This window comes from bacterium endosymbiont of Bathymodiolus sp. 5 South, from assembly GCF_900128535.1.
In the GTDB taxonomy this organism is placed as follows: Bacteria; Pseudomonadota; Gammaproteobacteria; order PS1; family Pseudothioglobaceae; genus Thiodubiliella.
This window is the reverse complement of the sequence record NZ_FQTR01000051.1, coordinates 1-13,339: the sequence shown is the minus strand read 5'-3', so window position 1 is coordinate 13,339 and position 13,339 is coordinate 1. Positions and strand designations below refer to the sequence as shown.

General features: G+C 35.9%; 13 protein-coding genes. 11 read left to right on the top strand and 2 right to left on the bottom strand.

What is annotated here, in order from left to right; genetic code table 11:
• The first annotated feature begins 376 nt into the window (after window positions 1–376).
• The 8 genes from BBROOKSOX_RS06175 to BBROOKSOX_RS06140 all read left to right on the top strand — a co-directional run bounded on the left by BBROOKSOX_RS06175 (window position 377) and on the right by BBROOKSOX_RS06140 (window position 8,004).
• Window positions 377–1,621 carry a hypothetical protein gene (locus tag BBROOKSOX_RS06175; RefSeq protein ID WP_139660356.1) on the top strand — a complete coding sequence of 415 codons (1,245 nt, stop codon included), beginning with the start codon at window positions 377–379 and terminating at the stop codon, window positions 1,619–1,621.
• Between the two features lie 441 nt (window positions 1,622–2,062).
• Entirely contained in the window at window positions 2,063–2,539 is a 477-nt protein-coding gene (locus BBROOKSOX_RS06170; RefSeq protein ID WP_180323884.1) for an acyltransferase, read from the top strand.
• Window positions 2,536–3,840, top strand: coding sequence for a capsular polysaccharide export protein, LipB/KpsS family (locus tag BBROOKSOX_RS06165; protein ID WP_180323883.1), 1,305 nt, complete (start codon window positions 2,536–2,538; stop codon window positions 3,838–3,840). The genes BBROOKSOX_RS06170 and BBROOKSOX_RS06165 overlap by 4 nt, the downstream gene beginning before the upstream one ends.
• The gene (locus BBROOKSOX_RS06160) at window positions 3,831–4,811 is read left to right on the top strand and encodes a hypothetical protein (protein ID WP_139660353.1); all 981 of its coding nucleotides are present in this window, start codon (window positions 3,831–3,833) and stop codon (window positions 4,809–4,811) included. Before BBROOKSOX_RS06165 ends, BBROOKSOX_RS06160 begins: the two co-directional genes overlap by 10 nt.
• Complete coding sequence (locus BBROOKSOX_RS06155) at window positions 4,804–5,391, top strand: sugar transferase (protein WP_139660352.1); 588 nt, start codon at window positions 4,804–4,806, stop codon at window positions 5,389–5,391. The genes BBROOKSOX_RS06160 and BBROOKSOX_RS06155 overlap by 8 nt, the downstream gene beginning before the upstream one ends.
• 86 nt (window positions 5,392–5,477) lie before the next feature.
• The gene (locus tag BBROOKSOX_RS06150) at window positions 5,478–5,627 is read left to right on the top strand and encodes a transposase (protein ID WP_139660351.1); all 150 of its coding nucleotides are present in this window, start codon (window positions 5,478–5,480) and stop codon (window positions 5,625–5,627) included.
• A gap of 242 nt (window positions 5,628–5,869) precedes the next feature.
• Window positions 5,870–5,998 (top strand): integrase core domain-containing protein, encoded by a 129-nt coding sequence (locus BBROOKSOX_RS06145; protein ID WP_083848141.1) that lies wholly within the window; start codon window positions 5,870–5,872, stop codon window positions 5,996–5,998.
• A gap of 107 nt (window positions 5,999–6,105) precedes the next feature.
• Window positions 6,106–8,004 (top strand): polysaccharide biosynthesis protein, encoded by a 1,899-nt coding sequence (locus BBROOKSOX_RS06140; RefSeq protein ID WP_180323882.1) that lies wholly within the window; start codon window positions 6,106–6,108, stop codon window positions 8,002–8,004.
• Between the two features lie 74 nt (window positions 8,005–8,078).
• Here BBROOKSOX_RS06140 and clpB read toward each other — a convergent pair whose 3' ends face one another.
• Entirely contained in the window at window positions 8,079–10,637 is a 2,559-nt protein-coding gene (gene clpB, locus BBROOKSOX_RS06135) for an ATP-dependent chaperone ClpB (RefSeq protein WP_373896615.1), read from the bottom strand.
• A 74-nt stretch (window positions 10,638–10,711) separates the two neighbouring features.
• On the opposite strand from clpB, the gene BBROOKSOX_RS06130 reads away from it, so the two are divergent.
• From BBROOKSOX_RS06130 to BBROOKSOX_RS06120, 3 genes are all read left to right on the top strand, one after another.
• Window positions 10,712–11,173 carry a tRNA (cytidine(34)-2'-O)-methyltransferase gene (locus BBROOKSOX_RS06130; protein WP_139660349.1) on the top strand — a complete coding sequence of 154 codons (462 nt, stop codon included), beginning with the start codon at window positions 10,712–10,714 and terminating at the stop codon, window positions 11,171–11,173.
• Window positions 11,166–12,158: a polysaccharide deacetylase family protein gene (locus BBROOKSOX_RS06125; protein ID WP_180323881.1), complete on the top strand. Its 993-nt coding sequence runs from the start codon at window positions 11,166–11,168 to the stop codon at window positions 12,156–12,158. Before BBROOKSOX_RS06130 ends, BBROOKSOX_RS06125 begins: the two co-directional genes overlap by 8 nt.
• A 75-nt stretch (window positions 12,159–12,233) precedes the next feature.
• Window positions 12,234–12,785 (top strand): cytochrome b, encoded by a 552-nt coding sequence (locus BBROOKSOX_RS06120; protein WP_139660347.1) that lies wholly within the window; start codon window positions 12,234–12,236, stop codon window positions 12,783–12,785.
• Between the two features lie 366 nt (window positions 12,786–13,151).
• Here BBROOKSOX_RS06120 and BBROOKSOX_RS06115 read toward each other — a convergent pair.
• On the bottom strand, window positions 13,152–13,339 hold a 188-nt coding region (locus BBROOKSOX_RS06115), incomplete at its 5' end, for a hypothetical protein (RefSeq protein WP_180323880.1).

Sequence of the window (13,339 nt, the reverse complement as noted above, 5' to 3'; positions counted from 1 at the left end):
TTTTTAGGTTGAATGATGGCAATGTCAAACGATCAACATTGGATAGAATTGATTCAATAATGTCTGGGTTTAGTGGTAATAGGCTGTCTTACAAGATGTTAGTATTAATGTAAGTTAGTCCCTAAAAATTTTATCAACTTAATTACAAAAAAGAATGATCGTATTCTAGTTATGGATTGTTAAAGCCTATGATTAAAAAAAGGGAGGCAAAATACATAGGAATAAAACTTCCTGGAATATTGGTAACTGGCATATTTTTTAATGCACTTAAGAGTGTTGTTATAGCGAACATAAATAGAATAATTCCAATTAATTTTGCGTGTATGATTTTATTTGAATTAAAGGTCTCGTTATAACGGGGGCTTTAAGTAATAAAATGTTAAGAAACGCTGGAATTACATTTTTATTAGGCAATATTTTTATTGTTTTACAAATTGTTGCCCTCTATTTAATTTTGGATGAAGCGTCATTCGTAGAATACAGATCTATTATTAATACTGCAAATTTTGTAGCGGGTGTTTTTACCATGGGACTTGTTGACTCGGCACATCTTGCTATTAATAAGAAGAATATAAGAGAAAGTCAATATTTGGGGGCTTCGTGCGTATTAATATTCTTGGCATACGCTTTTTCTTTGACAATGCTTTATATTTTTTCGAGTAGTGATACGGCTCACTATATTGGACTTGGAATGGCACTTGGGTTTATTATATCAATTTATCTTGTATTTATAACTATGCAACGCATACAGGGAAATATTAACGGGTATTTTAAAGAGATAAATTTAAATCAAAGAATCGTTAGAACATTTATTATTATTGGCGCACTCGTGGTTAGTAATAGTGTTCAATCATGGTTTATACTACTGTGGTTTGGCTATTTGACACACTTGTTTTTTGTGAAAATAAAAGGGAGAATAAAAATATCTTTTTCGCTTATTGCTTTAAAGCCTGTAATCAAACATAGTTTTTTATTTTTTATTGTCAGTCTTTTGATGATTTCTATTAGCAGAATTCCATATTATTTCTCATTATATTTTTATAACACGCCGCAGATTGTAACCATTGATATGGTTATGACAGCAATGTTGTTATTGCTCATTCCATTTCTAAATCAGTATAAGATTTCAGAAATAAAGTCTAACTTTAATGTCAAAGATTATATAAAGAATGCCAAAATTCATTACCAAGAAAGACTTAAGCAGCAAAGATTTCTTGTAGTTGTAGTGGCAATATTGTCTATTGCCTCTGAGTTTGTTGTACCAAATTTTCTTAACAATGGGTTAGCGGTAACGGCTATCTTAATGATAGGCATGACAATCATTACATCTGGACATCATTATCTTGCAATGTTGCAATTAACATCCAACAAAAAACTATTAATAAAATCTTTTTTCGCTATATTAGTAACTTTATTTTTACTGATTACAATTTTAAACAATTTTCAATTTGATTATAGTGTGGAAATTTCATTTGTGGCTTTAAGTATAGTGTATGCGTTAATTGGTAAAATAGTATGGCACAGTATTGCACAGAATGTATCGGATAAATTTATTGATATCAGGTTATTTATGGAGGGTATTATTCCTGCACTTTTTTTGATGGGGCTTAGTTTTGTATAAAAAGCATAGAATTTAATATTACAGTTTACTCTAAAGGAGACCTTTGCATAAATAGGAACAATCATCAGAAACCCACTTTTCACCCTCTTGGCGATTTTTTAAACCCAGCCTTAGCCCTGCTAGGACAAGGTTTAAAGAAATCACCAATTGGGCAAAAATTGGATTTTGCTAATCATCCCTATTTATGCAAAGGTCTCTAAAGAAATTAAGTGCATATTAAAAGAGAATATGGTTTTTATAATTGAATATTGGTATTGAGTATTCTCCATAAGTTTCATTTTAATAAGTTATACTATTTATTGAGTCCTCTGTATGAATATGAATAATCGCCAAGGATTTATCTAGTGTAAAAAGAAGGCTTAGAATATAATTTTTCATTCATTGTGAGTATAAAAAATGCTATATAGGGGAAGATGGTTTTTGAGGCATTTAGCCTATAAAATGTTATTTAAAAAATTATCGGGTATTGGGTATATTGGTAAGCCAATTTTTTGTAAAGGCCTAAGAGGTATTAGCATTAATAGAAGGTTTAGGATTTTTCCAGGTAGTAGGATTGAGTGTTTAAAATTTGGCAAAATTTTTATTGGGGAAAATGTTAGTATTGGACATAATTTGTTTATACAAACTTCTTCAAGAATTAATATAGGAAGTAATGTCAATATGTCGGCTAATGTTTTTATTGGCAGCACAGATTATAGTATAAAACCTTATAATGGAGAGCCATTCCTTAAGCAAAAAGAGGTTGAAAGGCCAATTGCCATAGAAGATGGGGTGTTTATAGGTTACGGGGTTGTGATTCTTCCAGGGGCTTACTTGTCAAAAGGATGTATTGTAGGTGCAAATAGTGTTGTCAAGGGAAGATTTGAAAGCGGTTCAATTATTGCAGGATCACCAGCAAGGTTAATTAGAAAAAGATGAGTAAATATTTGTTTGTAGGACATGATCTTGCATATTTTGATTTTTTTCAAAATTTAGAAATAGGCATATTGCACAAAAATCCAAATGCAACTATACAACATATATATACCCGACCAAGTACATTTTTATTTGCATGTTTGAACGGGTATAATGCTGGCACACCATTTTTTAGTCGATTTACCTTTAAAGCGAATAAATCAAATCAAGATGAGGCAGATTTAGATTTAGATTTAGATTTAGATTTAGATTTAGATTTAGATTTAGATTTTTATTTGGCATCAGAATCAGCCAACGAAAAACATTTAAAAGAAATTTATAGCGGATACGCTAAATGGATTAAAGAAAATGTTATTGGTGATATTGGCGATACAACTATAATTACAAGTGGCGAGTATAGATTATTTGAGCAGGCGTTACTAAATTTTGTAAAATCAAAAAATGTTAATATTTTATATTTTGAGGCAGGGCCACCAGGATATATTTATTTAAGCGCTTCAGGTGTAAATGCGAATGCAGATTTTACTCAAAATGGCGTATCGTTAATTACAAAAAAATATAAGCAATACTCACCCAGTTGTCAAGTGTTGATTAATAGAGACATTCAAAAATTCCAATTCCATTTTATATTTAGAGTCATTGATTTAATGTTTTATATTCCAATGTGGATTATTTCCCGATTAGGAGACCATGAAGAATTTTTGCTTTCTGCCTATGAAAGAGTCGGGTTATTTTTTTCAAGTAAATTTTCAAATAATAACTCGGGATCAAAAATACCGAAAGGTAAATATTATTTATTTTTAGGGCAAGTAAAAGAAGATGTTAATTCCACTCATTTCGGTTTAAATGCGAATGTTATTGAAAAAAAATTATTAGAATTAACTAGAATTTCCAAACACTCTGTTGTAATGCGACCGCATCCACTACAAAAAATTCCAAAAAATATTATGGATTTGTGTAATAAGTACCCATTAAGTTTTTTTTATGATGGTGGAAATAAGGGCTTAGAGAAGCAGATAGTTAATAGTTTGGGTGTTGTTACAGTTAATTCTAATGGCGGCTTAGAGTCTTTAGGGTTAGGCAAGCCTGTTTGGACGCTGGGAAGTTCTTATTACGATGGTTGTTTTGGTGTTGTAAAGAGTGCAGGTGCATTGATTCAAGCGGATAATAATAAGCAAAAAATTATTGATGCTTCCATTGATTTCATTGATAATTGCTTTATACCTATTGATTATAGAAATCATGATTTTACTAATGCACAAAAACTTGGATCATTTCTTGAAAGTGGCAAACTGTGGCAATGAAGGTATTAATAATTGGCCCTGCATTTTTTGATTATACAAAGGCTATTGCAGTAGAAATAAACAGTAGAGAAGTTTATGCGTTTGTATTTAACGAACTACATTCAGAAACAATTCTTTCAAAAATTGCATATCGCTTAAAATTAGATTTTCTTTTTAGTTTAAAAGTAAAAAAATATAGGTCAAAAATTTATCAATATATTGATGAACATAAAATTACTGATGTGCTATTTGTTTCACCAGATATTATTGATAAAGAATATCTGGTAGAAGTCAAGCAAAGAGCAAGAATTCATTTGTATATGTGGGATGGGTTCTGTAATAAGAAAAATTCTTTATCGGTATTAAATTTATTTGATACAAAGGCAAGTTTTGACAAGTTTGATTGTCAGGAGTATGGGCTGCACTATATTCCTCTTTTTGCAGAAAAGATGTATCAAAGCAATGATGCTGAAAAAAAATACGATCTATCTTTTTGTGGCACTGTACATTCTAATCGTTTGATGTGGATGAAAAAGGTGCAACGATTTGCCAAGGATAATAATCTTAGAGTGGGTTTATTTTTATATTATTATTCCTCTGTATTACTGTTTATTAGATTATTAATGAACCGCTGTTGCTTTGACTTATTTAATAAAGTTTCTTATTCTGGTTACAAGAAAGAAGAGATTGCAGATTTATTTAAATTAAGTAAGGCGGTTCTTGATATTACGCATCCCAATCAAAAAGGGCTTACTTCCAGAACATTTGAGGCGCTCAGGTCTGGATCCAAACTTATTACCAACAATGAAAATTGTGAAATGTTAGGGCGTGAATACATATCCAGAATTTTTATCGTAAAAAATATTGAAAATCAACAAGAAGCCCTGTTAGAATTTATAGAATTAAAGATACCTCCTTTAAATGCCAAACAAGATCATTTTTTATCAATAGAGCGTTTTGTGGATCAGATTTTAGAGAATTGGAATGATTAACATTACTCAGTCATTATTGACAAAGCGCTATTTTGACTTATTGCTGGTTATGATTGTCGTTATATTGCTTATAATTCCAGTGTTCTTAGTGGCTATTGCAGTGCGTTTAACATCTAAAGGTTCTGTGTTATATTGGTCTAATCGCATTGGAAAGAATAACAAAATATTTTCAATGCCTAAGTTTCGATCAATGAGGGTTGGCACTCCAGAAGTTGCAACGCATCTACTTGAAGAACCAAGCGTCTATTTATCGCCAATTGGTGATTTTTTGCGTAAAACTAGTTTGGATGAGTTGCCACAATTGTGGAGCGTTCTAAAGGGCGATATGAGTTTTGTAGGTCCTAGGCCTGCGCTTTTTAATCAAGCTGACTTAATTGCTTTGCGTAAATTAAAAGGGGTGGATGGGTTGCTACCAGGGGTTACAGGCTGGGCTCAAGTTAATGGAAGAGATGGGCTGTCAATTCTTAATAAGGTTGAAATGGATGTGGAGTATTCAGAGAGGCGCTCATTTTGGTTTGATATTAAAATTTTATGGATGACTTTTTTAAAAGTCGTTAAACGAGATGGAGTTTTGCATTAATTAACTATTGGTTCTATTTGCAATACCCCCAAAAAACCACACCATTCTAAAGTAGAAAATTCTATAATAAAATAAGGCATTTTCACATGAAGAAATTAAGATACACAGAGTCACAAATAGTCAATATTCTTAAACAAAATAAATCAGGCGTCACAGTAGCAGAACTGTGCCGTGAGTACGGTATGAACCAAGCCAGATTTTATCAATGGCGCTCGTGTCTATGGTTAAGCACTTAAAAGAGCTTGAGGTAGAAAATGCTCAATTCAAGCGTATGTATGTTCAGAGCGAACTAAAATTACAGATTGCCAAGGAAGCTTTAGCAAAAAATCTCTAAAGCTACCCCAACGGCGTGAGACGGCTTTAAATATTAACGAACAAAATAAGACCACAAGCATTAAACTTGTTTGCGAAGTTTGTGGCATCAGTAAAAGCACTTATTACTACCAACCAAAACTTAAGCATGAAAAGGTAGGAATGCTTGGATCTTCATTTGTTTGATTCAGTTGAACAAGCACAAAATTTAACGACTCAATGGTTATGGGTTTATAATAATGAACGACCATATTTTGCTCTAGGCGGAATACCGTCAAGAACAAAGGTGGCGTAATAAGAGGGTTGTAAACACTCAAGCCTCTACTTTAGAGTTGTATGGAAAATGGGGGTATTACAATATGGCAAGTTACAGGTTTTGTGCAGATTGATTATAATAGCGAAATGATTAAAAAGTTATCTAATATGTCACGAATTTACAAGCAATTGATGATGATGTCGCTGGATAGTATGCTGTTGGTGGTGACACTGTTGATGGCATTTTCAGTGCGATTAGGTGAGTGGTATTTTCCCAAGAGTGATTTAGAGTTAGTATTGGCGATTTTTAGTGCACCGGCGGTGGCTGTTCCTATTTTTATTTACTTCGGGCTGTATCGAAGTGTGATTCGTTACATGAGCTTTAAGGATGTGCGTGCGATTGTACAAGCGGTGAGTTTGTATGCATTAGTGTGGGGTGTGATTGGCTTTATGGTTGCGGTAGAGGGTATACCTCGAAGTGTAATTTTGATTAATTGGCTGCTGTCTTTGGTGGTGATTGGTGGTTTGCGTGTGGTGTTACGCCAGTTGCTTGGCGGTGGGTTGCGGTTATCCTTGGTTAAAAATATTGTCAATAGCGACCAAAAGCGGGTGTTGATTTATGGAGCAGGTAGCGCAGGTATCCAGCTGTCATCAGCACTTGAACATACCTTTGAATATAAGCCTGTTGGCTTTATTGATAATTCGTTAGAGTTGGAAGGCTCCCAAATTAGAGGTCTGCGTATTTATTCTCCAGACAGTGATGTTGGAAGATTAATTGAAGAGCTTAAGGTGAGTGAGGTGTTGCTGGCAATTCCGTCTATTTCTCGAACTAGGCGCTCAATTATTATCAATCAGTTTGAGTCATATCCTGTGGTAGTGCGCTCATTGCCAGGTGTGGCAGAGTTGGCACAAGGCAAGGTCTCTGTGGCTGATTTGCAACAAGTGAGTATTGTGGATTTGCTTGGACGCGATGTGGTGAAGCCTAATCAGGATTTACTAGGTAAGAATATTGCCAGTAAAGTGGTTATGGTAACGGGCGCAGGTGGTTCGATTGGCTCGGAGTTGTGCCGACAGATTGCAAGTCTTAAGCCCAAGGCTTTGGTGTTGTTTGAGATTAGTGAGTTAGCACTTTACACCATTGAGAGAGAATTGTCAGTTGCCAATATTGATGTTTATCCTATTCTAGGTAGTGTGAATGATACTAAACGCTTATTACAGGTATTGAAACACTTTAAGGTTGATACAATTTACCATGCGGCGGCTTATAAGCATGTGCCGATGGTGGAGTTTAATAATACCGAAGGTGTGAATAATAATGTGCTGGGTACGCTGAAGTGCGCACAAGCGGCTATTGATGCTAAGGTCAAGACTTTTGTGCTTATTTCCACAGATAAAGCAGTGCGCCCGACTAATACAATGGGCGCGACTAAGCGTGTAGCTGAGCTGATATTACAAGCTTTAGCGCAAAAACAAAATAATACTCAATTTACGATGGTGCGTTTTGGTAATGTATTGGGTTCTAGTGGTTCGGTGATACCGCTATTCACCAAACAAATTAAAGAAAATGGTCCAATAACTATCACGGATAAAAATATTATTCGTTATTTTATGACCATTCCTGAATCGGTGGAGTTAGTCATCCAAGCAGGGGCAATGGGTAAAGGTGGAGATGTGTTTGTCTTAGATATGGGTGAACCTGTGCGTATTGATGACCTTGCTAGAAAGATGGTCCACTTGAGCGGGTTAGAAGTCAAAGATGATAATAATCCAAATGGTGATATTGAAATTCATTACATAGGGCTGCGCCCTGGTGAGAAGTTGTTTGAGGAGTTATTGATTAGTGATAATGTGAGTGAGACTGAGCATCCATTGATTATGCGTGCGGAAGAAAATTTTATAGAGTATCAAGAATTACAAGCGACTCTGTTAGAAATGGAGGCAGCAATTGATAATTGTGATCACGCTACTTTGAGGCGGTTATTGGTTAAGGTTGTGTTTGATTTTAAACCTCAGTGTGATATTGCTGATCTACTGTATATGCGATAAATAATAAGGATTTTAGTAACAGATGGCGTAGGGTGGTGTTGTTGGTAGAAGAGTAACAAGCCACTAGGCGCTAATCAAGAAAACACAATTTCGTTATTAGACGCTCTGCCGTGAATAACCGACCCTGGCAGGAATTCTCCAGAGAGTATCTTCTGAGAAAGTGGGTTTTCCAACAATTGCTGTATGGTGCGTTTGAGTGGACGCGCACCAAATACTGGGTCATAACCTTTGTCTACAATTAGTGTCATTGCATTGTCATCTAATTCAAGTTGAAGGTCTATTTTTGCCAGACGAGATTGCAAGATTTCAACTTGCAATGCAGCAATGCTTTTAATTTGGGATTTTTCAAGATTATTAAACACGACAATCTCATCAATACGATTAACAAATTCAGGGCGAAAGTGTTCTGCAACAATTTGAGTCAATTCAGCACTCATATCTTTGCCTGGATTTTCTTGTATTAAATGAGAGCCAAGATTAGAAGTCATTACAATCACCGTATTTTTAAAATCAACTGTACGACCTTGTCCATCAGTCAAACGACCATCATCGAGCACTTGTAAAAGAACATTAAACACATCAGGATGTGCTTTTTCTACTTCGTCAAGCAGTATGATTGAGTATGGCTTTCTACGCACAGCTTCGGTAAGCACACCACCTTGTTCATAGCCAACATAACCAGGAGGTGCACCGATCAATCGTGCTACTGAGTGTTTTTCCATAAACTCACTCATGTCTATGCGCACAATAGCTTGTTCAGTATCAAACAAGAAATCAGCCAAGGCTTTGGTGAGCTCGGTTTTACCCACACCTGTTGGACCCATAAACATAAATGAACCATCAGGACGGTTAGGGTCTGATAAGCCTGCTCGAGAACGACGCACAGCATCTGATATTACTTTTACCGCTTTATCCTGCCCAACTAAACGCTTATGAATAATAGACTCCATTTGTAAGAGTTTATCCTTTTCACCTTCCATCATTTTATCCACTGGAATGCCAGTCCAACGGGCAACAATGTGGGCGATTTCAGCTTCGGTTACTTTGTTACGCAAGAGTGTCATTTCTTGCGTATCAGCAGATTCAGCTTCGGCTATCTTGGCTTCTAATTCAGGGATTTTTCCATATTGGAGCTCACTCATTTTTGCCAAATCATTATCACGATGTGCCAATTCTAGGTCGGACTTTGCTTGTTCTAGTGCTTCTTTTAAATGTTGCGCTCCTTGAACAACAGATTTTTCCCTTTTCCAAATCTCTTCAAAGTCGGCATATTCTTTTTCAAGTTTTTTAATGTGTGCTTCAAGTTCTTTGAATCGCTCTTTAGAGGCTTTATCTTTCTCTTTCTTGAGTGCCATGCGCTCAATTTTGAGTTGTACCAATTTGCGGTCAAGTTTGTCCATTGATTCGGGTTTTGAATCAATTTCCATGCGAATTTGTGAGGCTGCTTCATCAATCAAATCAATGGCTTTGTCAGGCAGTTGTCTATCGGTAATATAACGCTGAGAATAAGTAACAGCAGCGATGATTGCTGGGTCAGTGATTTCCACGCCGTGGTGGACTTCGTATTTTTCTTTCAGTCCACGCAAGATGGCAATCGTATCTTGTTCGCTGGGTTCATCAACTAACACCTTTTGAAAACGGCGCTCTAGGGCGGCGTCTTTTTCAATGTATTCACGATATTCATTTAGCGTGGTAGCACCCATACAATGCAAGTCGCCACGAGCCAGTGCAGGTTTTAGCATATTACCGGCATCCATTGCACCATCAGCCTTACCTGCACCCACCATGGTGTGTAATTCATCAATAAATAAAATCACCTGCCCTTGCTCGGCTTCTAATTCTTTTAATACTGCTTTTAATCGTTCTTCAAATTCACCCCGGTATTTTGCTCCTGCTACTAATGCTGCCATATCCAATGATAATAATCGCTTGCCTTTGACGCCTTCAGGCACTTCGTTATTAATAATGCGTTGTGCCAAACCTTCGGCAATCGCAGTTTTACCCACACCGGGTTCACCAATTAGCACAGGGTTGTTTTTAGTGCGACGCTGTAAGACTTGAATAGCACGGCGAATTTCACCATCACGACCAATCACAGGGTCAAGTTTGCCGTCTTGTGCGCGTTGTGTTAGGTCAAGTGTGTACTTGTTTAAAGCATCTCTGTTCGTTTCTGTATTTTGTTCATTCACGGTTTCACCCCCTCTAAGTTTATCTATAGCAGTTGATAGGCTTTTTTTATCAACCCCTAAATCTTTTAATAATTTTGTTGTGGTGTCATTGCCACTGATAATTGCCAATAAAAATAATTCGGTTGATAGGTAACTGTCTCCTTTATCAGTTGATAATTTTTCAGTGGTGTTAAGTAGTCTTAATAAGTTTTGTGATACAGCGATATCGCCATTTGGACTACCCACCACGGCTAAATTATCAATGGCTTTATCAACATTGTCTTTAAGGTTTTTGGTGTTGACATTCAGCGCTTTAAGTACATTACTGACGCTTGAAGCATAATCACTAAGCATACTACTTAACACATGCACACCTTCAATTGCTGTGTGATTTTTATTAATCGCCAGTGATTGTGCGGTGTTTAAGTCTTGTTGGAATTGCGAAGTTAGTTTATTAATATCCATTTTCATTGTGTTTTTCTTTAAGTTACTTTTTATTTATGGATAATAGTAAGAAAATCAAGAGAAAATAAAATATTATGTTAAATTTAGTGTTGTTTGAGCCAGAGATTCCCAATAATACAGGCAGCTTGATTCGTCTAAGTGCCAATATGGGCGCTAGTTTGCATCTGATTAAGCCATTTGGGTTTGAAATTACCGATAAACGCCTAAGACGCGCAGGACTTGACTATAAAGAGTTGGCACAGGTCTTTGAATATGAGAATTTTGAGCATTATTTGGATAAGGCTAAGCCTGAGCGACTTTTTGCAGTAAGTTCAAAAGTGCAAACTAATTATGCAGAGGTAGAATATCAAGAAGGTGATTCCTTCTTATTTGGACCGGAGACACGAGGATTGCCGCAAGCAATGCTGGATAGATTTAAAGGTATTACCTTGCCAATGCAAGCTACTTCTCGTAGCCTTAATTTATCCAATTGTGTTTCCATTGTGGCGTATGAGGCTTGGCGACAAATCGGGTTTACAGGGGCTAAATGTGTTTAAATTTATCATATTGATGCTGTTTTCATCCATGGTTAGTGCTAACAGTTGTGTGGTACTGTTGTATCATCGTTTTTCTGGTTCCACCCCAAAATCTACCAGCATCAGCCCTGTATTGTTTGAGCAACATCTGCAATATCTGCAAGATAATGATTTTAAAGTACTGCAACTCAAAACCATGCTTGAACGCTTAGATAATGATGACTTACCAAACAAATGCGTGGTGTTAACGGCTGATGATGCTTATCAATCCATGGTAAAAAATGCCTATCCATTATTAAAAAAATATCAAATGCCGATGAGTGTTTTTGTCTCTAGTGAACCCGTGGATAAAAAATATCCAGCAATGACGACATGGCAACAAATGCGTAGTATGCAAGGTGATCTTATGCAATTTTATAACCATACTATGACGCATCCGTATTTATTAGACTTAAATAAAACACAAATTAAAACACAAATTACCCAAACGCAAAACCGTCTTAATCAAGAATTAAACCAGCATAATAAAATTTTCGCTTATCCTTACGGTGAAGCAAGTTTAGAGATATTTAAACAAGTTAAAGATTTGGGTTATAGTGCTTTTGGTCAGTATTCTGGTGTTGTATCAAAGATGAGTCATCGACAAAACCTACCTCGTTTCCCAATGGCAGGAGATTATGCCAAGATGCTCAGTTTTAAAACTAAAGTTAACGCTTTGCCAATGCCCATTAAGCTCAAGAATATCAATCCAATCTTCACACAAAATCCACCAACATTAGAATTAGAATTTTTTGAGTCTTTAAACAAACATCAAAAATCCAATCTAAATTGTTTTGCCAATGGCGGGGTGAATATGACTTGGCAAGGCGATAAAAGCGTTAAAATTGTTGCTAAAAAGCCTTTAACTGAGCGTCGTAGTAAATACAACTGCACCATGCCCAGTCAACAAAAAAGTAGCTATTATTGGTACAGCATTCAGTGGATCAACCCTGAGATTAAAAAATAGGGTGCTAATCTTATCACTTGTTGTATAATTTAGGCCATATGTTATGTCTGGACCATTAAAAACAAGGAGAGAAACATGAGAGACACAAAAGATAAATTATCCAACTTAACAATATTTTTGCATTGGGTAGTGGGTTTAACTATTATTGCATTGGCGGCTGTTGGTGTTTATATGAGTGAAAACGAAGCATTTGAGCTTTATCCCATTCACAAGTCAATCGGTGTTTTAATCTTTGCAGTCATTATTGTTAGGGTTTATTGGCGTTTTGTCAATGGTTGGTTGCAACCTGTTACTGAATATAAGACGATCGAACATAATTTGGCAAAAATAATCCATTGGGTGTTGATAATTGCGATGATCATAATGCCAATTTCAGGCTTTATTATGTCTGGTGCAGGTGGTTATGGTGTTTCAGTATTTGGTTTAGAAATTATTGCAGCGCAATTTGACCTTATCACTAAGGAAGCCATTCCACATAATGCGCAACTTGCTGGGTTTATGCATGAAACCCATGAAATAGCAGGCTGGACGATAATCGTTGCTATTAGCCTACATATTGCCGGTGCTATTAAACATCATTTCATTGACAAAGATAATACTTTGAGAAGAATGTTAGGTAAAAATTAGACATTTTTTAGTCGTTTTTATGTTTAAGGGTGTCTTTGGCTTAGAGGAAACCTCTGTTGCCAAAGACTGTAAAACCGTGGCTGACTTTGTCTAAGCATTGACGCAACAAAATGGCAAAAAAAGCAAGTCAAAGCAAAGCCATTAGTTGCGATATGTCGTCTGCCTTTATAGAAAAACCTGCCAAATACTAAGATTAGCTTTGATAAGTTTCATATGCTAAAGATTATAAGGGTATTTTAAGTGTGATTTTTTGAGCAATGTTTATATTTAAGTTTTACTGTTTGAAGTTGCTTATTTGTCAACTTATTTTCTGGATTTTTTCCCTTGGCTACACTTAGGTGTATTACAGCAATAAGGCTATCAATACTATTCAAGCACTAAGTTACCATTAGTGATCAATTCACCCAATAGATCAGCAGTAAAAGTATGTGTTATAACAATGGATACCAGGCTATTAAGTGCTCCAGTGCCATCGTGGTCAATAGTCAGTTTAGTGTTAGCGCCATCAGCGGTAGCTGTGACAAAATCACTCAAATTAGAAGTAGCGCTATACC

What these genes read in the sequence shown, in the direction of transcription:
- BBROOKSOX_RS06175 (WP_139660356.1), top strand. Translation starts at nt 377, where the DNA reads ATGTTAAGAAACGCTGGAATTACATTTTTATTAGGCAATATTTTTATT.
- BBROOKSOX_RS06170 (WP_180323884.1), top strand. Translation starts at nt 2,063, where the DNA reads ATGTTATTTAAAAAATTATCGGGTATTGGGTATATTGGTAAGCCAATT.
- BBROOKSOX_RS06165 (WP_180323883.1), top strand. Translation starts at nt 2,536, where the DNA reads ATGAGTAAATATTTGTTTGTAGGACATGATCTTGCATATTTTGATTTT.
- BBROOKSOX_RS06155 (WP_139660352.1), top strand. Translation starts at nt 4,804, where the DNA reads ATGATTAACATTACTCAGTCATTATTGACAAAGCGCTATTTTGACTTA.
- BBROOKSOX_RS06150 (WP_139660351.1), top strand. Translation starts at nt 5,478, where the DNA reads ATGAAGAAATTAAGATACACAGAGTCACAAATAGTCAATATTCTTAAA.
- BBROOKSOX_RS06140 (WP_180323882.1), top strand. Translation starts at nt 6,106, where the DNA reads ATGATTAAAAAGTTATCTAATATGTCACGAATTTACAAGCAATTGATG.
- clpB (WP_373896615.1), bottom strand. Translation starts at nt 10,637, where the DNA reads ATGGATATTAATAAACTAACTTCGCAATTCCAACAAGACTTAAACACC.
- BBROOKSOX_RS06130 (WP_139660349.1), top strand. Translation starts at nt 10,712, where the DNA reads ATGTTAAATTTAGTGTTGTTTGAGCCAGAGATTCCCAATAATACAGGC.
- BBROOKSOX_RS06120 (WP_139660347.1), top strand. Translation starts at nt 12,234, where the DNA reads ATGAGAGACACAAAAGATAAATTATCCAACTTAACAATATTTTTGCAT.